Origin of the sequence: Ectobacillus soli (genome assembly GCF_042610425.1) — a bacterium.
In the GTDB taxonomy this organism is placed as follows: Bacteria; Bacillota; Bacilli; order Bacillales; family Bacillaceae_G; genus Ectobacillus.
This window is the reverse complement of the sequence record NZ_JBGJZM010000001.1, coordinates 80,620-105,112: the sequence shown is the minus strand read 5'-3', so window position 1 is coordinate 105,112 and position 24,493 is coordinate 80,620. Positions and strand designations below refer to the sequence as shown.

Below are 24,493 nucleotides of genomic sequence, written 5' to 3'. Positions count from 1 at the left end.
TCTCCTTCAAATTGCTGGTTTATTAACAAAATTACTTGTTCATTCTATCGATCAATAAATTGCACCATAAGAAGTGCTTTTCCAACAATTTCCCCTTCTTGTTGTACCTCTACGTCGACCTTACCAAATTTACGCCCAATTTCCATTACTTTTGGATGTATTTCAATAATCGAATCAATTTGAACTGGTTTTACAAAGTAAACCGTTAAACTTTCTACAACTAAATCGCCTTTTTTCTGTGCACGTAAGGCGCGGCTCGCAGATTCCGTTAAGATTGTTGTAAATACACCGTACGACAACGTACCAATGCTATTTGTCATCTGTGGTGTAACAGAAAAGCGGTATATATTATCAGGTCTTGTTTCCTTTTGTGATAGAAATTGATTGGTTACAATGTCTTCAATCGTTTCCCCTACTTGAGGCTGTCTTTGTATCATTTGCAAGGCTTGTAATACATCACGACGACTAATAATTCCTTGTAATCTACCGCCCGCATCTACTACCGGCAACATTTCAATTCCTTCCCAAACCATCATTCTTGCTGCAGATGCAACCGAGACTTTCCCGCTTACAGTAATTGGATTCTTCGTCATAATCTTATCCAGCGTAACATCCTTTGAAACATCAATTATATCTTTCGGTGTAATCATCCCAATTACTCTCATCGTTTCATCCACGATAGGATAACGGCCGTGCATAGATTGTTCATTCTGACTATGCCATTGTTCTACTCTATCAGAAGGCTTTAAATAAATCGTTTTACTAAGTGGTGTTAAAATATCTTCCACAAGAACGATTTCTTTTTTAATCAGTTGATCGTAAATGGCACGATTAATAAGCGTTGCTACGGTAAACGTATCATAGCTACTTGAAATAACCGGCAATTTCAGTTCATCTGCTAAATTTTTCACATAATCTTCCGTATCGAAGCCACCTGTTATAAGTACGGCTGCCCCTGCTTCTAGAGCCAATTGATGCGCCTGCGTCCGATTTCCGATAATTAGTAAATTTCCTGCTTCCGTATATCGCATCATCGCTTCTAGCTTCATTGCACCAATCACAAATTTATTTAATGTTTTATGCAATCCTTCACGTCCACCAAGTACCTGTCCATCTACAATATTGACAACTTCCGCATAGGTAAGTCGTTCTATATTTTCTTTTTTCTTTTTTTCAATACGAATCGTTCCAACTCGTTCGATTGTGCTAACATATCCTTTATTCTCTGCATCCTTTATAGCGCGATAAGCCGTTCCTTCGCTTACAGTCAAATCCTTTGCAATTTGACGTACGGAGATTTTATTTCCTACCGGTAAGCTGTTGATATATTCTAAAATTTGATCATGTTTTGTAGCCAAATAGCCTCACCATTCTTTCCATTCCGCTCTATTTTCCGTTAATACTTATTTACAGTATACTATATTTTCTAAACTGTTACACTATTATTACCTATGTCTGTATTATTTTCTTTATAACAAATAAATATCATTCTGGTTAGGATTAGAACTCCTATGTAAGGTACAAATTGGAATGCGGTATATGTTGTAGGGGGGAAATACAAAGTTATTTGTATAACAGTTGTAAAAGAACGGGATATCCCGTTCTTTTACAACTGTATGATTTCCGATGGTGCTAGCACTTTTCCATTGCCATTCTTAAGCTTTGAAACAAACGCAAAGGCATCTTGCTTAATAAGAGGAAATGTATCGTAGTGAATAGGAACAATCATTTTCGCATTTATCCATTCTGATGCTATTAATGCATCTGCGGGTCCCATCGTAAAGTTATCACCAATTGGTAAGAATGCGATATCAATAGTATGTAAAGTCCCTAGAAGCTGCATATCAGAAAACAGAGCTGTATCCCCTGCATGATAGATTGTTTTCCCTTCTGCTGTAAATAAGACTCCTGCCGGCATCCCTGTATACACGATTGTCTTAGATGTCTCATCAATGTAACTAGATCCATGGAATGCTTGTGTAAATTTGACTGTGCCAAATTCAAATTTGTGCAAACCGCCGATGTGCATAGCATGTGTACGAACGCCTTGCCATGAAAGAAATGTTGCAAGTTCAAACGGTGCAATAACAAGTGCATTATTTCGCTTGGCAAGTAGCACCGTATCCCCTACATGATCTCCATGTCCATGTGTAAGCAAAATCACATCAACCGTTACATCCTCTACGTGCAAATCTGTTTTAGGATTACCTGTAATAAATGGATCAATTAAAATAGTGGTTGATCCCGTCTGAATTTTTACAACTGAATGACCATGGTACGAAACTAACATTATAATCCCTCCTTACCTTCTAGTTTACCTAAAACCTAGCGTTCTTGTCTCTTTTTACAGTAGTTACTTGTCACAAAAGAGAAAAACGATGTAAAGTTAATATGTACACTGAAATGGAGGGACTACTTATGCAACAACGCTTGCAGCATGTAATGAATTGGTTACAAACAACAGAGAAAGAAGCAGCCTTTATTACTTCTACTTCTAACGTATTTTACTTAAGTGGATTTTATTGTGAACCCAATGAAAGATTGCTTGGTCTATTCGTATTCCAAGAAAAAGAACCAATCCTCATCTGTCCAAAAATGGAGGAAGGAAAAGCAAGAACTGCGGGATGGAACTATGAAATCATTGGATTTAATGATACAGACAACCCTTGGGAAATGGTATCACATTCTATACGTGCACATGGCATCCATGTTCATACATTAGCAATTGAAAAGGAACATATGAATGTCCAACGTTACGAAGCCTTATGCTCTTTATTTCCAACTGCTACTTTCACTGCAGCCGAAGAAAAAATGCAAGAATTACGCCTCATCAAAGATGAGAAAGAACTTTCTATTCTTAGACAAGCAGCTCAAATGGCTGATTATGCGGTAGAACTTGGTGTGAGTCAAATCGCCGAGGGAAAATCTGAAATGGAAATTCTATCTACCATTGAATACGAAGTAAAGAAGCGTGGCATTAACAAAATGTCTTTTAGCACCATGGTCCTAACTGGTGCCAATTCTGCGTTGCCTCATGGAGAGCCCGGAAATAATAAGATTCAACGCGGAGATTTTGTACTATTTGATCTTGGCGTTGTGATTGATGGCTATTGTTCTGACATTACACGTACCGTCGCTTTCGGTGACATATCAGAAGAACAATCACATATCTACAATACCGTTCTTACGTCTGGATTACATGCAATTGACATTTGCAAACCAGGAACTAGCATCGCTGATGTCGACCGAGCAGCACGCTCATTCATCGAAAATGCAGGCTATGGAGATTATTTTCCACATCGCCTTGGTCATGGATTAGGAATTAGTATTCATGAATATCCATCCTTAACCAATATTAACAAGAATACGTTACGCAAGGGAATGGTCTTTACAATTGAGCCTGGTATTTATGTACCAAATGTGGGCGGTGTTCGCATTGAAGATGATGTGTACATTACTGACACAGGTGTAGAAGTGCTAACTAAGTATCCAAAGGAATTGCAAATTATAAAGTAACCTTACAGAGTAAATCAAAAAAGGTGTCCAAAAAGAAGAGCTCTTTTTGGACACCTTTTTTGATTAAGATAGTGCTGGCATTTTCTCTAATGCTTCTGTTGCAGATAAGTAAGGAACTCCATGTGCATCGGCTACAGCCTTGAATGTAACATATCCGTTCAACGTATTAATACCTTTCAAAAGAGCGCTATTTTCTAAGCAAGCCTTTTTATACCCTTTATTTGCAATTTCAAGAGCGTAAGGTACAGTAACGTTAGTTAATGCAAGTGTAGACGTACGTGGAACTGCACCAGGCATATTAGCAACCGCATAATGTACAACACCATGTTTTACATAAGTAGGTTCATCGTGTGTAGTAATACGGTCGGTTGTTTCAAAAATACCACCTTGGTCAATTGCAATATCAATTACAACAGAGCCTGGTTCCATAGAAACAATCATTTCTTCTGTTACAAGTTTCGGAGCTTTAGCACCCGGAATTAATACAGCTCCAATAACAAGATCAGATTCTTTAACAGCTTCTGCGATATTATAGGGGCTTGACATCAAAGTTGTAACGCTATGACCAAACATATCATCAAGCTGGCGTAATCTCGCAGCATTCAAGTCGATAATTGTTACATTCGCTCCTAAACCTACTGCAACTTTAGCTGCATTTGTACCTGCAACGCCTCCGCCTACAATTGTAACTTTTCCTCGTTTTACTCCTGAAACTCCTCCTAATAAAATACCTTTTCCGCCTTCTTGCTTTTCTAGATATTGAGCTCCGATTTGTGCAGCCATACGACCAGCAACTTCGCTCATAGGAGTAAGAAGTGGAAGAGCTTTGTTTTCAAGCTGTACCGTTTCATATGCAATACCAATTACTTTATTATCAAGAAGCGCCTTTGTAAGCTCTGGCTCAGGAGCTAAATGAAGATAAGTAAATAGAATTAACCCTTCTTTAAAATAGCCATACTCACTAGGAACAGGCTCTTTTACCTTCATTACCATTTCCATATCCCATGCTTTTGCTGCAGAATCTACGATCTTTGCCCCTGCTTTCACATATTCCTCATCCTTAAAACCTGACCCTAGACCGGCACCTTGTTCTATATATACTTCATGTCCACTGTGAATGATATGCAAAACTCCACCTGGTGTTAGTGCAACACGATTTTCATTGTTTTTAATTTCCTTAGGAACTCCAATACGCATGATTTGTCCTCCTCCAAGTTATGCAATATTATGTTTTCTACACCCATTGTAGATTACCGTAGAAAATTGTATTTAATTAATACGTTATAAATTGTAACACTTAGATTAATCGGACATGTATTTAACGTAAGATTTTCTAACATTCTAATTTTTATCTATGTCGATGAATGACATCAATGCCTCCTGTAATTTCCATACAAGTTCCCGTTATCATATCCGAATTATCATCACATAAGAATAGAATGGCTCGTGCAATATCTTCCCCCGTTCCAGATCTTCCAATTGGTGTGCGTTTGTCCTTTTGCAACCTTGCTCTTTCAATCGTCGCTTCCTTCATTTCCCCAGTAATATCTCCTGGACAGACCATATTTGACGTAATTCCATATTCAGCCTCTTCATAGGCAATTGTTTTCGTTAATGAGACAAGTCCAACCTTGGCAGCTGCAAAAGCCGACCGATAAATCCAACCCGGAGCATCCTCAGCACCTTGAAATCCATAATTTATAATACGACCAAATTGCTGTTTTCGCATAATAGGAATAATTTGCTTCAACAAGTAGAATACTCCATGTAGATTTCCATCAATCATGGAATGCCATTCATCATCTGTATAATCAACTAATCGTTTTCTTTCAAACACATAAGGTCCTGCATTATTAATTAAGCAATCAATTCTACCAAATTGACTCATCATTTCCTCTACTACCCGGTATAGGTCTTCTTTTTTTGTAACATCTGCTTGTATAAGTTGTAAATTTTCTGGCATACTAGAAAAGTCTTGTTTAAGCGAATCAGCTGATTCTTGATCACTTCGATATGTAACCGTAACGGAATATCCTTGTTTTAAAAACGCTTCCGTTACCTTTCTACCTAATCCTTTTGAACCGGCTGTAATGAGCGCATGTCTCAACTAAAGCCCCTCCTCGTTATCTTATACATCATATGTAACAATTTGTCATGAAAATTACAACTAAGATGCCTTGATTTTCTTTTTTTGAATTCTGTAACATTTCTGTCAATACAATTAGTCAGTTTAGTTGTATAATAAAAGTGTAGAAAGTTATTTCTAGTGAAATAAGGGGGACTCCAGCATGTCAACACAATATCAAAATATTCTCGTTGCAGTTGATGGTTCAAAAGAGGCTGAAAAAGCGTTCAGAAAGGCCATTCAAGTTGCAAAACGCAATAACGCAAAATTAACTATCACTCACGTTGTTGATGTTAAAGCATATTCAGCAGTTGAAGCATATAGTCGAGCAATCGCAGAACGTGCAAATGTATTCGCCGAAGATTTGCTTGAAGATTATGAAAAAATTGCCGTAGAAGCAGGAGTTCAATCCGTAGAAACCGTTCTAGAATTTGGAAATCCAAAATCTAAAATTTCTAAAGAAATCGCACCAAACAACAAAGTAGATTTAATCGTTTGCGGTGCTACAGGATTAAATGCAGTAGAACGCTTCTTAATTGGTAGTGTATCTGAACATATTATTCGCTACGCAACTTGCGATGTCCTTGTCGTAAGAGGAGAAGATGGAAAAGGCGAATTGTAATTACAAAAAGCGGAGCTAATTCATTAGCCCCGCTTTCTTATTCAAGCAATACGAAAAAAGCCTGACTATGCGTCAGGCTTTTTTCGTATTGCTTTGCTTCAAAATCATTTTCACCTTTTGTAAAGCTGTCTCTACTTGCATAAAGCCAGTTCCACCTTCGCTATTACGACGCTGAACTGCTGCATAAGGTGATAGCACCTCATATAAATCCGAATCAAACAATGGACAAATCTTTTGATACGTTTCAAGTGGCAGATCAAGTAAAAAAACACCTTTTTCGATACAAAGTAACACAAGTCGTCCAACAATTTCATGTGCCTGACGAAACGGCAAACCTTTATTTGCTAAATAGTCTGCAATTTCAGTAGCATTTGAAAAATCCTTCTGAACCGTTTGTTTCATATGTTCTTCTTTTACTTGCATCGTTTCAATCATACCAGACATAATGTGTAGGCTTGTTTGTATCGTTTTCACCGTATCAAACATACCTTCTTTATCTTCTTGTAAATCTTTATTGTAAGCCAGTGGAAGACCCTTCATAATCGTTAGCAAGCCGAACAGATTTCCATATACACGTCCAGACTTACCACGAATGAGCTCAGCCATATCAGGGTTTTTCTTTTGCGGCATAATACTACTTCCCGTTGAATACTGATCGCTCATTTCAATAAATTGAAATTCCTGACTGCTCCATAAAATTAATTCTTCACAGAAACGGGATAAGTGCATCATAAGAATCGATGAATGACTTAGAAATTCTAGAATAAAATCACGATCACTTACTGCATCCATACTATTTTCGTAAATGCCATCAAATTCTAGTAGTGAGGCGCTATAAGACCGATCAATAGGAAATGTCGTACCAGCGAGCGCACCCGCTCCTAACGGAGAAACATTAATCCGTTTTAATGAATCTTCTAAGCGTTCCTTATCACGTTCTAGCATCCAGAAGTAAGCTAGAAGATGGTGTGCAAAGGATACAGGCTGTGCACGCTGCAAATGCGTATATCCTGGCATAATTGTTTCAATATGCTTCTCTGCTTTTTCAACGAGAACTTGTTGAAATGCTTCAATTTGGGGAATCGTATTTCTTACTTCTTTACGTAAATACAAATGCATATCGGTAGCCACTTGGTCATTACGACTACGAGCAGTATGTAGCTTCCCGCCGACTTCCCCAACTTTTTCAATTAGCATTTTTTCTAAATTTAAATGAATATCCTCATTTTCTACGGTGAACGTTAGCTTATTTTGCTTTGCTTCTTCTAGAAGCTCCTGAAGACCTATTTTAATTGTTTCAACGTCTTCAGAGGGCAGTATGCCGCATTTCCCAAGCATTGTCACGTGAGCTATACTTCCTTCAATATCCTCGATAACAAGGGCTTTATCAAAGGAGATAGAGGCGCCGAATTCATCTACCCACGCCTCTGCAGTTTCAGTGAATCGGCCACCCCAAAGTTTTTTCACGCTTCCACCTTCTTGTTACTATTTACTTGACTGTATACTTTTGTTGGCAGACCGTACAATGAAATGAAACCAACAGCAGCAGCATGATCAAATTGATCTTCTTTTGTATACGTAGCTAAGTTTTTATCATAAAGAGAGAACTCTGATTTTCTGCCTTCTACAATAGCATGACCTTTAAACAATTTTACACGTACTGTACCTGTAACATTTTTTTGTGTTTCTTTCAAAAATGCAACAAGAGCGGTACGAAGAGGAGAGAACCATAATCCATTATAAATAAGTTCTGTTAATTGTTTTTCAACAATTGGTTTAAAGTGAGCAACTTCTTTTACAAGTGTTAAATCTTCAAGTTCTTTGTGAGCTGTAATTAATGTCATTGCTCCTGGACATTCATACACTTCACGAGATTTAATTCCAACAAGACGGTTTTCAACATGGTCAATACGTCCAATTCCATGTTTTCCAGCAATCGTGTTTAACTGTTTAATCATTTCAGCAACTGTGTAAGACGTACCATTTAATGATACTGGAATACCAGCTTCATAACCAATTTCAACCATTTCTGGTGTATCAGGAGTATCTTCAAGAGCTGCTGTCATTTCATATGCATCTGCAGGAGGAGCTGCCCATGGATCTTCTAGAATTCCACATTCATTTGCTCGTCCCCATAAATTTTGGTCGATAGAGAATGGGCTGTCTAAATTGATTGGAATAGGCACATTGTTTTGTTTTGCATATTCGATTTCTTCTTCACGAGACCATTTCCATTCACGTACTGGAGCAATAATTTCTAAATAAGGATTTAATGCTGTAATAGAAACTTCAAATCGTACTTGGTCGTTTCCTTTTCCTGTACAACCATGTGCTACTGCATCTGCTCCTTCTTGTTCAGCGACTTCAACTAATTTTTTAGAAATTAACGGACGGGATAGAGCAGAAACTAGTGGGTATGTTCCTTCATACAATGTGTGAGCTTGCAAAGAGATAAGTGCATAATCATTTGAAAATTCCTCTTGTACATCTAAAACAACAGATTTAATTGCTCCGACAGAAAGGGCCTTTTCCTGTACAAAGGCTAAATCTTTTCCTTCACCTAAATCAAGACAACATGCAATTACGTCGTATCCTTTGTCTTGTAACCATTTAATTGCAACAGAGGTATCCAAACCCCCAGAGTATGCTAATACGACTTTCTTATTTCCCATTATAAATCCCCCTCTATAAAAAGAATAAATATTCATTAAATGTTATTTAAATTCATAATCATACTTTAACAACTTTCTACATAAGATGCAACCATTATTTTTGAAGTTTTGGAACAATTCTTTCGAAGTTTTTCGCAAATTCGTATAGAATATAAAGAAGCAAGGGGGAGAATTTATGGAACATTATTTCATATTCAATGAACGACTTGGAATTGCAACACCTCACATTATTGAAGATTGGGACGAGATTTCTGTGTATACACAACAAGGGATTTTGCTGAAATGGGAAATGATACGAGGAAGAATACCGGATCGAATTGCAGATTTAGAAAACAACATCCGTACGAAGCAAGATCAGCTAGATAACGAAGAAAATTTCAAAACTTCTTGTATGTTAAATAGCGAAATTGCAGAACTTGCTTCTATCATTAATGACCTATGGCTTTGGTATCGAACGAACCAGGATATATCAGCTGGAAAAGCACACGCATAAGAGTGAATAAAGGTAAGATAATCGTTTCACAGAAAGCTACCAATTCTTACTAACCATTTAAAAATAATAAAAAAGGCTCCCTCGTTAACTTATATAACTGTAAGCTAACAGGGAGCCTTTTTTATTGTAAGGAACCGCTTAAGATTGTTTTCCATATAGATAACGCATCTGATAAAAACGATGAGCAAAATCTGTTACATTTCGCGTCAGTCTATAATTAAAGACCGATCCTACAGCAACGCCAATAATCGGAATGCCTTGGATAAGTTTTCTCCTTGCAGAATGTATGACAAACATTTTTATACTTTGTTTTAATACAACTAATAAAGATCCACTGTCGATGACTTCATCGACTCCTTCATAGAAAAACGGCTCTTCTTCAGATTTCTTTATATCGTGCACTAAGTCGTACCATGCAGCTTGCTGCATACGTAATGGTAAAATAGATGCATGAAATACTTTAAGAGCAAGCATCATTTCATAAGGTCGATTTACATTATACCCATACGAAGTTGCAATAATTTGAACAGCCTTTAGGTTAATAGCAATCATAACAGGAAAATCAATAGATAGAAATAGAAAGCCCCCTGCACCAGTTGCCCCGCCTTGTACAAACGAATACAAGCGATGCCGAGCAATTTGATTCTCAGCAATATACATAAGTTGGTCAATAGATAGTTTCCGTAAATCCTCAATATATTCTATCGTTTCATCAAAGAGGCGAGCGCTAGAAAGAATTCTATTTCGCGCATCTAGTTGGGATTGTGAGCTATGAATCAATGCATGGAGATGGAATAACCATCCATCTACTCTTGCAAAAAATTCATTTTGCTGATCATTTGAAAGCTGAGAGAAGGTACGGTTTAACCACTTATCAAAAGCAAGTTGAAAGTCCGTTACATCTTGTTCTTCCAACTGGTTTTCCCAATGTTGGATTTCATTCCAAAGTTTCTGTTCACGCAAAGAAAGCCCCACAAGAAACCACCCCTTGTCACGAAGACATTTTTCTATATTATACCATAGAGAAAAATAGAGGAGATAGTCCTGTTATACATTAGCTACTCGCATCACATCACGTGCAATCATTACTTCTTCATTCGTTGGGATCACAAGTATTTTTACAGGTGAATGGGGATATGAAATGCATGCTTCTTCCCCATTCACATAGTGATTTCGTTTTGGATCACAGTATACTCCCATAAATTCTAACCCTTCAAGAATACGTTCACGAATCATTGCACTGTTTTCTCCAATACCTGCAGTAAAAATAATTGCATCCATACCTTTCATTCTAGCTGCATAAGAGCCTACATATTGATGAATACGATTAACAAATATATCGATTGCATATTTTGCTCGTCTATTTCCTTTTTTCTCCGCTTCAATAATATCCCTTAAGTCACTTGAAATACCCGAAACTCCAAGAAGACCACTTTTCGTATTTAACACTTCGACCACTTTTTCAACTGATTGATTCGTTTTTTTCATTATATAAGGAATTAGTGCCGGATCAATATTTCCTGAACGTGTTCCCATCGGCACTCCTGCAAGTGGAGTGAACCCCATCGATGTATTAATTGATTTTCCATCTTCTACTGCAGCAATACTCACCCCATTCCCTACATGACATGATAAAAGTCGCAGACTTTTTAATGGCTTGTGTAAGAATAATGCCGCTTGCTGCGTAACATATTTATGAGAAATTCCATGAAAACCGTATTTACGAACACGATAGTCTTCATAATACTCATAAGGTACACTATATAAAAATGCCTCTTCCTTCATTGTTTGATGAAAGGCAGTATCAAAAACTGCGACAGAAGGAACATGAGGTATTACCTTCCTAAACGCCATAATACCTGTAATATTCGCTGGATTATGTAAAGGAGCTAGTTCACCTAACACTTCAATCTCACGAATAACCTCGTCAGTGATGAGAGCAGAATCCTGAAATATTTCTCCACCGTGTACAACACGATGACCAATACCGCAAATTTCATCTAGCGATTGAATAATATGCGAACTTGTTAAAGCATTTACTAGCACTTGCACAGCTTCACCATGATTAGCTATATCAAAGACCTCAGTCGTTTCATTTCCATTTATCGTTATTTTAAAGATACTATCCTTCATGCCGATTCGTTCAATCAAACCTTTTGTAATAACATTCTCACTTGGCATTTCAAATAACTGAAACTTTAAAGAAGAACTTCCAGAATTTATCGCAATAATTTTTGACATGCTTGTTTCATCCCCTTCTTTTCCATGCCTTTATTGAAACAATCTAACCTAAGTAAACAGTCGTATTAAAATTTAAACATCGTAATCCTTCAAATTCAATTATGAATACGAAATCAAAACAAAATGGACATATATGTTTAATTTGTGAAGCATATAATAAAGAAAGGTGAAACTACACAAATTCTCGAGTTTCACCTTACCTTATTTCTATACTGAATTTATGAAATCTGTTTTTTATGTATACGGATTTCATTATTTTACTTGTTTATTATCTTGAAACCAAGCAGTAATTTGTGCCATGATTTGTTCCATTCCAGTTCGGTTAGTAAACTTTGGCAATTCTGCTAACATCGCTTGTTTCGGAGGATTTACTTGATCACCCTTCTTTTGCAATATAAATATACTTTTCGCCTGCTTTTCATTTGCAAACATAGATATTGGTAATTGCATTACACCTTGTACATAGCACGTTTCCTGTAAGAATGTGTGTAATTTTAGGGCTTGCTCACTTTCAAATAAAGAGTTTGGAATGAGAAAGAACAAATATCCTCCCTCTTTCGTATATTTCATACTTTGCTCCATAAATAGATGATGAGAAAATGACATACCATCTTCTGCACGTAAAGAAAATTCTTTTGCCCGCTCTTCATTTGGATAATAGCCTATAGGTAAGTCACACACAACTGCATCTACCGGATCAATATATAGAGGGGCTAATCCATCTTGGTTAAAAAATTCAATGGCATGCTTTTGCAAATTGGCATTTACATAAGCAAGGCGCAATAATACATCATCCACTTCTACTGCATATCCGGAAACAGTTGTTTCTTGATCGCGTGTATTAAAAATAGTTGTCAGTAAATTCGCTGTTCCTGCTGCTGGGTCTAAGATTGAAATCTGTTTCTTCCCTTCAAAAAACCGAGAAAACAAATAGCTTATGAATAACCCAACTGCATCTGGTGTCATCTCATGATGAGCTTGTATTCCTTCTTTCATTCCTTTTAACAAGCAAAGCTGAAATGCCTTTCGAATATCCTCACTCGTATAGGAACTGTTTTGATATGTATCGTACTCCGTTTGTAATCTTTCACTGGTAGACGTATGCAGTCCTTGTTGGAGAATGGCCCCTTCAAACAGATTGTCTCCAGTTTCAATTAATGCTTCTAAATATGTCACATCGAGTTCTTTACGTAATAAAATCGATGATGTATCAAAGATTGAAAAAAGCGTTTCTACCGCTGTACTCATTACATAAACCTCCCTGTCCAAATCATACACATAGGTTATATCATATCACGATACAACCGGCAACAGAATAGATGTAGATGAATTATTAGACAAAAAAACGCCCTCCTAAAAAGAGGACGTTCTCATTCAAAGTACGATTATTTTGCAGCTTTTGCAGCTTCAATAGCAGCTTCATAATTAGGGTGAGTTGTGCCTTCGCTTACATATTCTACGTAAGTTACTTTATCTTCGCTATCTACAACGAATACAGCACGAGCTAATAAACGAAGTTCTTTCATAACAGTTCCATATGCTTGACCAAATGATAAATCACGGTGATCAGAAAGAGTTACAACGTTGTCTAAGCCACTATTTGCGCACCAACGTTTTTGTGCAAATGGTAGGTCATTGCTGATAGTTAATACTTTAACGTTACCAATTTTAGAAGCTTCTTCATTGAAACGGCGAGTTTGTGCATCACATACTCCTGTATCAACAGAAGGAACTACACTAATTAATTTTACCGCACCCTTGTATGAATCCAATGTAACGGGAGATAAATCATTTGCTAAAACTGTAAAATTAGGTGCTTTGTCCCCTACTTTTACTTCTGTACCAAGTAATGTAACTGGATTCTTTTTAAACGTAACTGTTGCCATCTCGACATCCTCCTTATAAACAAATATGTACATTATAAATGATAGAGATATTATAAATAGAATGCAAATAAAACAACTTCATTTTTATAATGCTAAATCAAGCACACGAACAAGGATGAAGCGAACTTCTCCATCCTTGTTCGATATTTTTAAAGTATAGTTTCATCCACATTTTTGGATACATCTTCACGTTTTTGAAAGAACTCTTGTACTTTTTCAATAGCCTCAGGAGCGTATTCAACTATTTTATCTAGTAAATGGGAATGTTCATCTAGATGTAACAGTTTTATTCCTTTTCCAGTTAGAATTAGAAAGGCCACCGGTAGCAGGGAAACACCACCACCACTCCCACCACCAAATGCAAAATCGCCTTCTTCGTCCTGCTTTCCAAATTCACTTCCACCAGCTGCAAATCCGAAGCTAGCCTTTGAAACGGTAATAATAACACTTCCATCAGGAGAAAGAATTGGATCGCTAAGTATTGTATTCACATCAACCATTTGTTTTACATGTTCCATGGCAGTTGTCATTAACCCTTGAATAGGGTGTACTGTCATACAAATTACCTCCTTCCATTTACCTTTACATTAAACAGACCACTTTATTTTCAATTTCAAACATTTTTATTTTCATTTGCATGAACAACTATTGTATGCCGTTTATGCATATAACGAAATAGGCAAAGTACAAAATAAAGCAGATGAAACGTGCGAAAAGAAAAAATGCACGTTAGCTCTGAAATGGTTAACGTTCCATCATATACAGGAGTAACTGCAAGCTTAGGCAATGTTTTCACCTTTGTGTACGTACTAAGAATTCCAACCATCAGCCCCTTTACGGACCATATGAATCCTGAAAACAACCCCGTACTAGCTGCATCCCCTGTTCCAATATAAGAACACCATGAAAATTGTTTCACTTTGACTTTGCGAAAGAAGTCTTTGCTTATAGTATGGATATCTACCATGCTTTTTATCATGTCTGATATTTTTTCAATGGTATACAATAAGAAGGGTTCATGAGGCATGTCTTGTTTCGTATCATTTTCCCTGGATTTCGTTTCTTTCTTTTGAAATTTTTTCACAAGTGCAATTACATCAAATGTATAACGAATGAAGAAAATTCTCACTTGTACATGTAGCTGTTGTTTTTCTTCCGAATAGAATGCCATCAATTTAATGGAAATGGTCGTAATAAATAGAACTAGAAAAAGTGTAAGTAACAGTATAAGTACGAGTATAAACCAATGCATATCCGCTCACCCTTTCACTCCGTTCCCATTATTGACTGATTCTATTCGAAATAAACCTTATTCTTGCATCATATAGTAAAGGCGGAACCTATACGCAATTTACAGTAATTTGTTGTATACAATCATTCCATCAATTACTGTCATTGTAATCTTGGCATTTGCAATATCATTCGGCGGCATCGTGACTATATCGCTATCTACAATAGTAAAGTCAGCCTCATATCCGAAACCAATGATTCCTCTTACCTTTTCTTTATGGATAGCCTTAGCACTTCCCTTTGTATAGAGTGAGATTGCTTCAAAAGAGGATAAGCATTCCTCGGGTTGATAGCATCTTCCCTCTGCATCTAGTCGTGAAACCGCTGCATGAATAGAGGCAATTGGACTTACATCAGAAATAGGTGCATCCGATCCCCCTGCACATTCCAATCCCTCCTGCAACAATGTTTTCCACGAGTACGAATAGCGCAAACGCTCAGATCCTAATTTTTCAATAGCAGATGGGAAATCCGAGCTGACGAAAATCGGTTGAATGTCTAAAACAACAGAAAGATGTTTAGCCCGTTGTATTAAATCACTACGTAGCACTTGGCAATGGATAATTCGATCACGCATACCATATGGAGGTGGATACGCCTCTATTGCCTCTACCACGTATTGGAATGCTAAATCTCCAATTGCATGTACGGCTACCGTTCTATTGATTTGGCGTGCCTGTTTTACAAGCATCGCTACTTCTTCTCGTTCCAATACAGCGATACCTTGGGTGTTAGGCATATCAGAATAAGGCTTACTTAGCAGTGCAGTTCGTCCCCCTAACGAACCGTCTACAAACATTTTAATTGCACCAAATTCGATGTAATGCTCCTCCGAATGGTTGTGAAGATGGGCCATTTCAGCATAATGAACAAGCAAATGAGCCTTAAACGGTGTTTTCTTCATACAATGGCGATAAGCTTCATACGTATTTTCAAATCCATCGTAATAGTGCAAATCTTCCGTATGTCCTCCTACAAGCCCGTTTTCATAACAATCCTGAATAGCTATCTGCAGGGCATGTCTAACATATTGTTGACTGTTTTTCGGAAGTATATTGTATACCAATTGCTGTGCATTATCGTGCAATACACCGGTTAATCCATGCTCATCTCTAGCAATTACTCCGCCCTTTTTGTCTGTCGCAGGCGTGATTTCTGCTTGCCTTAGTACATTAGAATTTACAAGTATGGCATGCCTGCATACGCGTTTTAATACAATGAAATGCTTACTGGATATGGCATCTACGTCTTTTTTATGAATGGTTTTCGTATCCACAAATCTATTTTCATCCCATCCCTCTCCAATAATCCATTCTCCTTCTGGTGTTTCCTTCACTCTCTCTTCTACAAGTGCAAGCATCTCGGCATAGGATGTACATGCTGTTAAATCAAGCCGCAATAAACGCTCACCATGACCAATGAGATGAAGATGACTATCTACAAAACCAGGAAACATCGTATTTCCTCGAATATGGTGATACGTGTCAATATAATAGGTACCGCACAATCGTTCCTTCGTTCCTATATCTACAATCTTTCCATCTTGCACATACACAGCTTCTACTGTTTCATTTTCAACCCGCATCGTATAAATGGTTCCTCCATACCACAATTCTCCCATCATTCACCCTCCTCTTTTTCCCAGTATAAAAAAGAAAAGGTAAACAAGGAAGAAATTCTTTCCTGTTTACCTTTTCATTCTGATTACTCCCTAAACTTTTTGTCATACACTGTGTAGCATCAGTCTGCAGCTGGCTCTAGTTCACGCTTTCGAAGGTCGATTCGACGAATTTTCCCCGATGTCGTTTTCGGCAGTTCCTCTACAAATTCAATTTTGCGCGGATATTTGTAAGGTGCTGTCAGTTCTTTCACATGGTTTTGAAGCAAAGCTATTAACTCTTCATTTACGGAAATATTCTCCTGTAATACGATGAATGCTTTAACAACATGCCCTCTTACTTCATCTGGGCTTGCAACAACGGCACATTCTCTTACATACGGATGTTTTACAAGCGCATCTTCTACCTCAAATGGTCCGATTGTATAGCCCGAGGAAATAATAATATCATCCCCACGTCCTTCAAACCAAAAGTACCCATCTTCATCCATTGTCGCCTTATCCCCTGTAATGTAATAATCTCCTCGAAACTGCATTGCAGTTCGTTCGGCATCTTTATAATAATGTTTGAAAAGGGCGGGGGTACTAATATGAACGGCAATATCGCCTACTTCCCCAACACCTACAGGCTGACCATCCTCATCTACAATCTCAACTTTATTCCCAGGTGTTGGTTTTCCCATTGATCCAGGTCTAATTTCCATTTCCTTCAAAGCACCAACTAGCAATGTATTTTCTGTTTGACCATAACCATCACGCACGTTCACTCCAAAATGATGTCGAAATGTGTCAATAACTTCTCTATTTAATGGCTCACCTGCTGAGACAGCACTATGAAGAGCAGGAAACTGATACGTTTCGAGCTTCTCAACCTTCGCCATCAACCGATACTCAGTTGGGGTGCAGCACAAGACATTAATATTATATTCGCTTAATAACGATAGATAAGTTTTTGGCTCAAATCTACCAAAATATACAAATCCTGTTGCACCAGAACCGAGAGTAGCTAGGAACGGACTCCATATCCATTTCTGCCAACCAGGGCTCGCCGTCGCCCATACAATGTCGTTTTCTTCAATAGCAAGCCAATTTGGTGCACTCGTACGCAAATGTGCAAAAGCCCAACCATGAGTGTGGACGACGCCTTTTGGATTTCCTGTCGTGCCAGAAGTATATGACAAGAACGCCATGTCATCACGTTTTGTAGGTGCAGTAGCTAGTATCTCACTTTCTGTTTGAAGCTTTTCCTTTATGCTAATCCATCCATCTATTGGATCGTCACCTACAACAAATGTACTTATAGTAGATAATGCCTCAATACCTTCAAATTGGCCGACATAAGGAGCATAACTGACAATTGCTTTTACCTCACCATGGGCAATTCGATATTCAATATCTTTTTTTCGAAGCATTTCTGAACTAGGGATGACAACAAGCCCAGCTTTCAGTGCTCCAATATAAATCATATATGCTTCAATAAGACGCGGTACCATAATTAAAATTGTATCTCCTTGCTTTAGACCTTCATTTACTAAAGCGTTCCCAATTTTATTTGCACCATGTATTAACTCTTCATACGTTACCTGCTTTGTTTCCCCTGTTTCATTTCTCCAAATTAAAGCAAGCTTATCCTTTTGTACAGCATACTTTTCAAATTCTTCAACAAGATTATACTGAATAGGTGCTATTAACTGTTCACGATTCATTCCTCATCCTCCTTTTCTTTTCATAATTAGGAATATTCTGTATATGTATGTCATAATCCTTTAGACAAATTCCTCTTTTTTACAACAAAACCCCTTTCTATTTCGACATTTAGCTATGTAATCTATTTTTAACAACTAAAAGAGGACGGGGAGAAGTCCCGTCCTCATATCCAAATATATTTAATTATTTTGTATATCCGCCAAGCGCCATAGAAACAAGACGCTTTGTAATTTCGCCACCTACTGAACCATTTGCACGAGCAGTTGCTTCAGGTCCAAGAGTAACACCAAATTCAGAAGCAATTTCATACTTCATTTGATCTACTGCTGATTCAGATCCTGGTACTACTAGATTATTTGTATTTGCCATGTGTAATCACCTCCTTGTGACTATAGAATGTGACGAAACACATTGCATCATACATATATCTTCATGGTAATTTATACCTTCTATTACTTGATTTATACGCCTTTTTCAATATGAAAACGAAAAAGCCACATGCTATTGAAATTTCATAAAGGAACACCCAATTGATTATGAAGAATAAACCAAACATGGAAGCAAATGATTACATTCACAAATTTCATTATTACCCAAAAAAACAGAAATATGTTAAAGCATTTATATTTTAACGAAAAAAAAAAGAATGATTGGGTAAGATTTCTCTTCTAATCCAATCATTCTTTACTGTCTTCACATCTGTTGTTCTTCTTTTGTAAATTCCTCTATTCTTTGTACAACCCCAGGTTCTACTTTTTCTAATACAGAAGCTGCCATCTCTAAAGAAGCTTTATACTGGTATTCACGAAATAGCTTTTCTGCACTATATAAACCTGATGCTATATCATTGTGTTGACTACGATATCTATTACCATATTGTATTAATTTTTCCACTAGGTTCGCTTGTTCAATCATTTCGTTTGTATACTCATACACATTCGTTACAAGAGTCTCTGCCTCACCCAGTATACGATTTACAGCGCCCATATTTAATGGTTTTTGCTCTAACTCTTCATATACTTGTTGAACAGCTAGCTGTGCGCTCTTTAAACCTTCTAACGTTTCTTCTGGTAAACCTGGTAAATTTGATTTCTGAATAACGCGCTTCGTTTCGATAATCATTTTTTTCATTCGTTGTAGACTCTCACGTGCTTCAAATTCTTCTTTTCGTAACGTTTGCATCATATCCTTATATTGGCTATGAAGATTTTGCAACTCGTCCATTTGACGGTGAATGTTTTCTAGTTGTTCACGAATAACTGAAAATGCAATATCTTCGTCTGCGATTTTAAGTTGCAACGTATCGAAACGCTTTGTAAGTATATTCACTTGTTTTTCTACATACTTTTGTACTTCCACATCTTCATCACTTAATTGATAGCTTTGTTTGACAAACTGTGTTTCTTCCTTCGTTTTGAAGGACTGCTCACGAATTTTGTTTAACTCTTCATTCATTGAATCAATATCTTTTTCAACATAATACTTTGCCGTCACTTCATTTTCAAGCTGATCATAAAGGGTATCCAGCTTGCTCTTTATTAATTCAATATGCTGCTTCGCATCTTCGATTTTCACATTTTTAATATCATCAAGACAATGCTGCAATTGCGTACGTAATTCCCGCACCTCTTTTGGAATTTCCAAATGATTAAGTACATATCCCTGATTCTTCATTTGATCATAGCCTTGCAATAAATCTTCAAGCTGCGTTGGCATATTTGTTTGACACTCGGTTTGAAGAATTGGAATCTGCTTCAGTAATTCTTGTAAATATGAAATTCCTTGTTCTAAATTTTTCACAATATCTCTAGCCTCTAAATAATTTCCTTTGTCTGTCGCTTCATCAAATAATTGAAACTTCTTTTGTTCTTCATCTAGAAGCTCTTCTAACTTTTGCTCTGCCAGTGTAAATGTATGTCGATACGCGAGTACGTTCTTCTTTAATTCCCTATATGTATTACGAAGCTGTTCAATTTCTGTACTATTTTTCTCGAAGCTTTCCATTAGTTCCTGCAATTCAGAGAGAATGGCTTCAATACTTTTCTCAGCTTCCGCTAAGGTAGTTCCAGCTTGTTGTACAGAAAAGCGCGCTTTTCGAAATGAAAACTGTGCCGTACCAGACTCAGCATTTTGCAATTCCTTTTCAGCCTGTGGAATGACATTTGAAACTGTCTCATCCCATTCATTCCGCCACTTTTCAAATAGTTCTTCTGTTTGACCGGTTAAATTTAAATCCTTTACCCGTTTTAATTCATCAGCTACCGGTTTATTCTTAATTTCCTCTTTCCATACCTGTAACTGATCAATTTCCTTATATAAACGATTTTTAATCAAAAGTTGTATCATGAGCAGAGCAATAACAATGCCCACAACAATGATGATAATCGTCAAAAATGAATCCATTCTGTACCCTCCTCATTCTCGTTTATTATCCGCTCCGCTTTGTGGAAGGCGCAATCTCTATATACATGTGTAGATTTAGTGTTCTCAATGTATCTATGATACCATGTAATTCATTATTTTTAACCTAATTTTTTTGAATTTTTCCAGTATCATGCCCGTTTTTTCAAACAAAAAAAGTCGCTCAACAACTCATAGTATGTTTGATGAGCCACTTCTATCCAAATGTATTATAACTAAATATTAAGAAGGGGTCCCCCCGCTTTAACTCGTACTGCTTCTCCTACTTCAATCGTTTTATTTAACCATTCTTTCACCTCTTTTCTATAGGTCTCTACAAAATACCTTTCAGAGGGGAAGGTATGCAATACTTCCGAAACATATTGTGGATACAAATAAGGAACACTTATCATCCCTTTCAACTGTGCCATGAAAATGGGAAATGGAAGCTTTCGAAATTGCCGTTGCTCTATTCCACTTTGAATAATCGTAGAAAAATAATATTTTTCACGAATAAAGTACGTAGTCATAATTTCACGAATAAGTATGCTATCAAGTGAAATTTCCCGATAAAAAAAGCGAGACAGGTGACGATTATCTGATTGATATAGTAAAATGTTATCTACGATTGCAAATAATGTTTCCTTAGGTGGTAATGTAGACAACCTCTCGAATCCAACTTCTAATACACGAATATAACTTTCCAAAAAATTAGTGACCAAAAACTCACGCAATCCTTGTTTTCCTGAGAAATAATACGAAATATTTGCTGCGTTCACATCAGCCTTCCTAGCAATATCTCGAACGGAAGTACCATCGAAACCTTGTGTATTAAATAAAAATACCGCAGCATCAATGATTTTTTGTTTGGTGGAGGTCACATTTTTCACCCTTTCACAGAAGCTCTTATTACTAATTTCTTGACATATCTCAAAAATTCCTTTAGTTTTCTATCGACAAAGATAGGTCTGATTCTACAATAGTAAGGAGGAAGTTCATGTTTGCATCACAAGGATATAATGAGACACGTGAGAAAAATTACGAGCTAGTCATTAATCAATTAAAGGCAATTATTTATGATGAGAAGAATGTCATAGCAAATATGGCAAATGCTTCTGCATTGTTAAATCAATTTCTAGAACATATTAACTGGGTCGGATTTTATATGATGGAAGAAAAAGAGCTTGTTCTCGGACCTTTTCAAGGGTTACCTGCCTGCATTCGAATTCCGCTTGGACGAGGAGTATGTGGAACAGCAGCTAAAACAAAAAAAACAATTGTTATAAATGATGTACACCAATTTCCTGGTCACATTGCTTGCGACGCTGCATCTAACTCTGAAATTGTTGTCCCGATGATCAAAAATGGGGAAGTTATTGGTGTACTTGACATCGATAGTCCAAACCTAGCACGATTCGATGAAATCGATCAACATTACTTAGAATTATTCGTTGATGTACTCACGTACCAAATGTAAAAGTTAGAATCAATTTATATTTTCTTGACCTAGTATGTATAAAAAGTTATAATAGAATTTGTGTAAAATATGCAGCCTATGAGAATGGGTTTATGTTTGTATTTTGTTCCTCTTACCGAGGTGTATCGAGTAACTCCTTGCTGCTGGAGCGAGGATACATGAAAACAAAATACTCATAAAAAAACAACTCACGTCTGTTTTTATTTTACAAAAATAAAAACACAAGGAGGAGTCATCATGGCTCGTTATACTGGTCCATCTTGGAAACTTTCTCGCCGTCTTGGTATTTCCCTAAACGGTACAGGAAAAGAATTAGAAAAACGCCCTTACGCACCTGGACAACACGGTCCTAACCAACGTAAGAAATTATCTGAATATGGTCTTCAACTTCAAGAAAAACAAAAGCTTCGCCACATGTACGGAGTAAATGAACGTCAATTCCGTAACACATTTGATATCGCTGGTAAACTTAGTGGTAAACACGGTGAAAACTTCATGATTCTTCTTGAAACTCGTCTTGATAACCTAGTTTATCGTTTAGGTCTTGCTCGCACTCGTCGTGCTGCTCGCCAATTGGTAAACCACGGTCACATTCTTGTTGATGGCAGCCGCTTAGATATTCCATCTTACCGCGTAAAACCAGGTCAAACAATTAGTGTTCGTGAAAAATCTCTTAACCTTACTGTTGTTAAAGAATCTCTTGAAATTAACAACTTCGTACCTGAATACTTAGACTTCAATGCTGAAGCATTATCAGGCACATTCACTCGTCTTCCTGAACGTTCTGAATTACCTGCTGAAATTAACGAATCTCTAATCGTAGAATACTACTCTCGTTAATAGCAAAAAAAGAGCTAATCAATCGATTAGCTCTTTTTTTATACTCAAAGAAGCCTTGTACAAAAAGGGAGGGTGCTGAAAATTTCTTCAGCACCCTCCCTTTTTGTATATATAATCCTTACTATTCTTACGCTTCGTATTGAACTAAGAAATACTTTTTCTTTCCTCGGCGAAGGATAGTATATTGTCCTTCAATTCGGTCTGTCTTAGTTAATACGTGATCTAAATCTTGAACGCGTTCTCCGTTTACATAAATCGCACCGTTTGTAATATCTTCACGTGCTTGACGTTTTGATGGAGAGATTTTGCTCGTTACGAGCAAATCAAGCAGTACAACGTCTTCATCCGCAACTGAAAAAGAAGGAACATCCTTAAATCCTTGCTTGATTTCTTCAGCAGATAATTCCGCTACCGATCCACTAAATAATGCTTGGGAGATACGAATTGCTTGCTGCAATGCTTCTTCGCCATGTACAAGCTTCGTAACTTCTTCTGCTAGCGCTTTTTGAGCAGCACGTTTTTCAGGTGCTTCTTCGGTTTGTCTTTCTAACTCATTAATTTCATCATGAGATAGGAACGTAAAGATTTTTAAATATTTCACTGCATCACGGTCATCGGTATTAATCCAAAATTGGTAGAACTCATACGGGGATGTCTTCGCTGCATCAAGCCATATCGCTCCGCCCTCTGTTTTACCAAACTTCGTTCCATCCGCCTTTGTTACAAGAGGAACCGTTAAACCATATGCCTTTGCATTTTCTTCGGATTTACGAATTAATTCTAACCCAGCTGTAATATTGCCCCATTGGTCACTTCCACCTACTTGAAGCTTACAACCGTATGTTTGATATAAGTTTAAGAAGTCATAGGATTGCAAAATCATATAGCTAAACTCTGTGAAGGAAATACCTGCTTCAAGACGTGTTGCTACTGAATCCTTCGCAAGCATATAGTTTAAACCAAAGTTTTTGCCAATATCACGTAAAAAAGTAATGACATCTAATGAACCGATCCAATCATAGTTGTTTGCAAGAATAGCTGGATTCGGATTAACCTTTTCATCGAATTCAAGAAAGCGAGAAAGCTGCTCCTTAATACGAGAACTAAACATTGCAACCGTTTCCTTTTCATTCAATGTTCGTTCTGCTTTTTTTCCACTTGGGTCACCGATTAATCCCGTTCCCCCTCCAACAAGCGCAATTGGCTGGTGACCAGCTTGCTGAAAACGACGCAAAATTAATATCGGTAGTAAATGCCCAATATGAAGGCTATCTGCAGTAGGATCAAATCCGCAATATAATTTCACGATTTCCTTTGAAAGTAGTTCGCGTAATCCCTCTTCATCTGTTTGTTGATTAATTAACCCTCGAAATTGTAAATCTTCTAAAATGTCCATGTGTTCTTCGCCCCTTCGAAAAAATAAAAAAATCGTCCCCTAAAAAAAGGGACGATGGAATGCTCGCGGTACCACCCTAGTTGTGAATCGTATTCACCACTTCATTTTGCTAACGGCTCATCACCGTCTTTCCCCTTTCAAGCAACTGCTCAATCGAAAAAAGATGCTCCAGGTTGTATTTCACGATCAAATATGTACTGATTTCCACCA

The 24,493-nt window shown here is 37.2% G+C and carries 23 protein-coding genes and 1 other annotated feature (1 of these 24 cut by a window edge); of the genes, 5 read left to right on the top strand and 18 right to left on the bottom strand.

The window, feature by feature from the left end; translation table 11 throughout:
• Window positions 1-44: 44 nt before the first annotated feature.
• Window positions 45-1,358 (bottom strand): DRTGG domain-containing protein, encoded by a 1,314-nt coding sequence (locus ACAN53_RS00540; protein ID WP_379965450.1) that lies wholly within the window; start codon window positions 1,356-1,358, stop codon window positions 45-47.
• 248 nt (window positions 1,359-1,606) lie between these two features.
• Window positions 1,607-2,290 (bottom strand): metal-dependent hydrolase, encoded by a 684-nt coding sequence (locus ACAN53_RS00535; RefSeq protein ID WP_379965447.1) that lies wholly within the window; start codon window positions 2,288-2,290, stop codon window positions 1,607-1,609.
• A gap of 128 nt (window positions 2,291-2,418) precedes the next feature.
• Here ACAN53_RS00535 and ACAN53_RS00530 point away from each other — a divergent pair, with 128 nt between their 5' ends.
• Entirely contained in the window at window positions 2,419-3,516 is a 1,098-nt protein-coding gene (locus tag ACAN53_RS00530; protein WP_379965444.1) for a M24 family metallopeptidase, read from the top strand.
• 63 nt (window positions 3,517-3,579) lie between these two features.
• Here ACAN53_RS00530 and ald read toward each other — a convergent pair whose 3' ends face one another.
• Both ald and ACAN53_RS00520 read right to left on the bottom strand, forming a co-directional pair.
• Window positions 3,580-4,713 carry an alanine dehydrogenase gene (ald, locus tag ACAN53_RS00525; RefSeq protein ID WP_379965441.1) on the bottom strand — a complete coding sequence of 378 codons (1,134 nt, stop codon included), beginning with the start codon at window positions 4,711-4,713 and terminating at the stop codon, window positions 3,580-3,582.
• 151 nt (window positions 4,714-4,864) lie between these two features.
• Window positions 4,865-5,623 (bottom strand): SDR family oxidoreductase, encoded by a 759-nt coding sequence (locus ACAN53_RS00520; protein WP_379965438.1) that lies wholly within the window; start codon window positions 5,621-5,623, stop codon window positions 4,865-4,867.
• A gap of 181 nt (window positions 5,624-5,804) precedes the next feature.
• On the opposite strand from ACAN53_RS00520, the gene ACAN53_RS00515 reads away from it, so the two are divergent.
• Window positions 5,805-6,263, top strand: a complete 459-nt coding sequence (locus ACAN53_RS00515) for a universal stress protein (protein ID WP_379965435.1) — start codon at window positions 5,805-5,807, stop codon at window positions 6,261-6,263.
• A 72-nt stretch (window positions 6,264-6,335) separates the two neighbouring features.
• Here the strand turns inward: ACAN53_RS00515 and argH are convergent, their stop codons facing one another.
• Window positions 6,336-7,730 carry an argininosuccinate lyase gene (argH, locus tag ACAN53_RS00510; protein WP_379965432.1) on the bottom strand — a complete coding sequence of 465 codons (1,395 nt, stop codon included), beginning with the start codon at window positions 7,728-7,730 and terminating at the stop codon, window positions 6,336-6,338.
• Entirely contained in the window at window positions 7,727-8,935 is a 1,209-nt protein-coding gene (locus tag ACAN53_RS00505) for an argininosuccinate synthase (RefSeq protein WP_379965429.1), read from the bottom strand. Before ACAN53_RS00505 ends, argH begins: the two co-directional genes overlap by 4 nt.
• Window positions 8,936-9,110: 175 nt before the next feature.
• On the opposite strand from ACAN53_RS00505, the gene ACAN53_RS00500 reads away from it, so the two are divergent.
• The gene (locus tag ACAN53_RS00500) at window positions 9,111-9,428 is read left to right on the top strand and encodes a radical SAM protein (RefSeq protein ID WP_379965426.1); all 318 of its coding nucleotides are present in this window, start codon (window positions 9,111-9,113) and stop codon (window positions 9,426-9,428) included.
• Between the two features lie 138 nt (window positions 9,429-9,566).
• Here the strand turns inward: ACAN53_RS00500 and ACAN53_RS00495 are convergent, their stop codons facing one another.
• From ACAN53_RS00495 to refZ, 11 genes are all read right to left on the bottom strand, one after another.
• Entirely contained in the window at window positions 9,567-10,403 is an 837-nt protein-coding gene (locus ACAN53_RS00495; protein ID WP_379965423.1) for an EcsC family protein, read from the bottom strand.
• A gap of 72 nt (window positions 10,404-10,475) precedes the next feature.
• The gene (locus ACAN53_RS00490) at window positions 10,476-11,669 is read right to left on the bottom strand and encodes an acetate kinase (RefSeq protein ID WP_379965420.1); all 1,194 of its coding nucleotides are present in this window, start codon (window positions 11,667-11,669) and stop codon (window positions 10,476-10,478) included.
• 252 nt (window positions 11,670-11,921) lie between these two features.
• On the bottom strand, window positions 11,922-12,917 hold the full coding sequence (locus ACAN53_RS00485; protein ID WP_379965417.1) for a class I SAM-dependent methyltransferase: 996 nt from the start codon (window positions 12,915-12,917) through the stop codon (window positions 11,922-11,924).
• A 137-nt stretch (window positions 12,918-13,054) separates the two neighbouring features.
• Window positions 13,055-13,555, bottom strand: coding sequence for a thiol peroxidase (gene tpx / locus ACAN53_RS00480; protein ID WP_379965414.1), 501 nt, complete (start codon window positions 13,553-13,555; stop codon window positions 13,055-13,057).
• Window positions 13,556-13,704: 149 nt separating this feature from the next.
• A complete protein-coding gene (gene ytfJ, locus ACAN53_RS00475; RefSeq protein ID WP_379965411.1) occupies window positions 13,705-14,112 on the bottom strand; it encodes a GerW family sporulation protein in 408 nt (135 codons plus the stop codon).
• 56 nt (window positions 14,113-14,168) lie between these two features.
• Window positions 14,169-14,807 carry a DUF2953 domain-containing protein gene (locus tag ACAN53_RS00470; protein ID WP_379965408.1) on the bottom strand — a complete coding sequence of 213 codons (639 nt, stop codon included), beginning with the start codon at window positions 14,805-14,807 and terminating at the stop codon, window positions 14,169-14,171.
• A gap of 99 nt (window positions 14,808-14,906) precedes the next feature.
• Window positions 14,907-16,466, bottom strand: a complete 1,560-nt coding sequence (locus ACAN53_RS00465; protein ID WP_379965405.1) for an amidohydrolase — start codon at window positions 16,464-16,466, stop codon at window positions 14,907-14,909.
• Between the two features lie 119 nt (window positions 16,467-16,585).
• Window positions 16,586-18,169 carry an acyl-CoA synthetase MbcS gene (mbcS, locus tag ACAN53_RS00460; RefSeq protein ID WP_379965402.1) on the bottom strand — a complete coding sequence of 528 codons (1,584 nt, stop codon included), beginning with the start codon at window positions 18,167-18,169 and terminating at the stop codon, window positions 16,586-16,588.
• A gap of 184 nt (window positions 18,170-18,353) precedes the next feature.
• The gene (locus tag ACAN53_RS00455; protein ID WP_379965399.1) at window positions 18,354-18,539 is read right to left on the bottom strand and encodes a small, acid-soluble spore protein, alpha/beta type; all 186 of its coding nucleotides are present in this window, start codon (window positions 18,537-18,539) and stop codon (window positions 18,354-18,356) included.
• A 324-nt stretch (window positions 18,540-18,863) separates the two neighbouring features.
• Complete coding sequence (ezrA, locus tag ACAN53_RS00450) at window positions 18,864-20,573, bottom strand: septation ring formation regulator EzrA (RefSeq protein WP_379965396.1); 1,710 nt, start codon at window positions 20,571-20,573, stop codon at window positions 18,864-18,866.
• A 233-nt stretch (window positions 20,574-20,806) separates the two neighbouring features.
• Window positions 20,807-21,451, bottom strand: coding sequence for a forespore capture DNA-binding protein RefZ (refZ, locus tag ACAN53_RS00445; RefSeq protein ID WP_379965393.1), 645 nt, complete (start codon window positions 21,449-21,451; stop codon window positions 20,807-20,809).
• Window positions 21,452-21,567: 116 nt separating this feature from the next.
• Here refZ and ACAN53_RS00440 point away from each other — a divergent pair, with 116 nt between their 5' ends.
• Both ACAN53_RS00440 and rpsD read left to right on the top strand, forming a co-directional pair.
• Window positions 21,568-22,047, top strand: coding sequence for a GAF domain-containing protein (locus ACAN53_RS00440; protein ID WP_379965390.1), 480 nt, complete (start codon window positions 21,568-21,570; stop codon window positions 22,045-22,047).
• A 237-nt stretch (window positions 22,048-22,284) separates the two neighbouring features.
• On the top strand, window positions 22,285-22,887 hold the full coding sequence (rpsD, locus tag ACAN53_RS00435) for a 30S ribosomal protein S4 (RefSeq protein ID WP_379965387.1): 603 nt from the start codon (window positions 22,285-22,287) through the stop codon (window positions 22,885-22,887).
• A gap of 127 nt (window positions 22,888-23,014) precedes the next feature.
• Here the strand turns inward: rpsD and tyrS are convergent, their stop codons facing one another.
• A complete protein-coding gene (gene tyrS, locus ACAN53_RS00430; protein WP_379965384.1) occupies window positions 23,015-24,283 on the bottom strand; it encodes a tyrosine--tRNA ligase in 1,269 nt (422 codons plus the stop codon).
• Window positions 24,284-24,327: 44 nt separating this feature from the next.
• Window positions 24,328-24,493, bottom strand: a binding site (T-box leader) (it continues 59 nt past the right edge of the window).

Coding starts and splice junctions, on each gene's coding strand:
- ytfJ (WP_379965411.1), bottom strand. CDS start 14,112: ATGACAGTACACCCTATTCAAGGGTTAATGACAACTGCCATGGAACAT.
- ald (WP_379965441.1), bottom strand. CDS start 4,713: ATGCGTATTGGAGTTCCTAAGGAAATTAAAAACAATGAAAATCGTGTT.
- ACAN53_RS00440 (WP_379965390.1), top strand. CDS start 21,568: ATGTTTGCATCACAAGGATATAATGAGACACGTGAGAAAAATTACGAG.
- ACAN53_RS00490 (WP_379965420.1), bottom strand. CDS start 11,669: ATGTCAAAAATTATTGCGATAAATTCTGGAAGTTCTTCTTTAAAGTTT.
- ACAN53_RS00485 (WP_379965417.1), bottom strand. CDS start 12,917: ATGAGTACAGCGGTAGAAACGCTTTTTTCAATCTTTGATACATCATCG.
- tyrS (WP_379965384.1), bottom strand. CDS start 24,283: ATGGACATTTTAGAAGATTTACAATTTCGAGGGTTAATTAATCAACAA.
- ACAN53_RS00530 (WP_379965444.1), top strand. CDS start 2,419: ATGCAACAACGCTTGCAGCATGTAATGAATTGGTTACAAACAACAGAG.
- ACAN53_RS00470 (WP_379965408.1), bottom strand. CDS start 14,807: ATGCATTGGTTTATACTCGTACTTATACTGTTACTTACACTTTTTCTA.
- mbcS (WP_379965402.1), bottom strand. CDS start 18,169: ATGAATCGTGAACAGTTAATAGCACCTATTCAGTATAATCTTGTTGAA.
- ezrA (WP_379965396.1), bottom strand. CDS start 20,573: ATGGATTCATTTTTGACGATTATCATCATTGTTGTGGGCATTGTTATT.
- ACAN53_RS00455 (WP_379965399.1), bottom strand. CDS start 18,539: ATGGCAAATACAAATAATCTAGTAGTACCAGGATCTGAATCAGCAGTA.
- rpsD (WP_379965387.1), top strand. CDS start 22,285: ATGGCTCGTTATACTGGTCCATCTTGGAAACTTTCTCGCCGTCTTGGT.
- ACAN53_RS00515 (WP_379965435.1), top strand. CDS start 5,805: ATGTCAACACAATATCAAAATATTCTCGTTGCAGTTGATGGTTCAAAA.
- ACAN53_RS00535 (WP_379965447.1), bottom strand. CDS start 2,290: ATGTTAGTTTCGTACCATGGTCATTCAGTTGTAAAAATTCAGACGGGA.
- ACAN53_RS00465 (WP_379965405.1), bottom strand. CDS start 16,466: ATGGGAGAATTGTGGTATGGAGGAACCATTTATACGATGCGGGTTGAA.
- tpx (WP_379965414.1), bottom strand. CDS start 13,555: ATGGCAACAGTTACGTTTAAAAAGAATCCAGTTACATTACTTGGTACA.
- ACAN53_RS00505 (WP_379965429.1), bottom strand. CDS start 8,935: ATGGGAAATAAGAAAGTCGTATTAGCATACTCTGGGGGTTTGGATACC.
- ACAN53_RS00500 (WP_379965426.1), top strand. CDS start 9,111: ATGGAACATTATTTCATATTCAATGAACGACTTGGAATTGCAACACCT.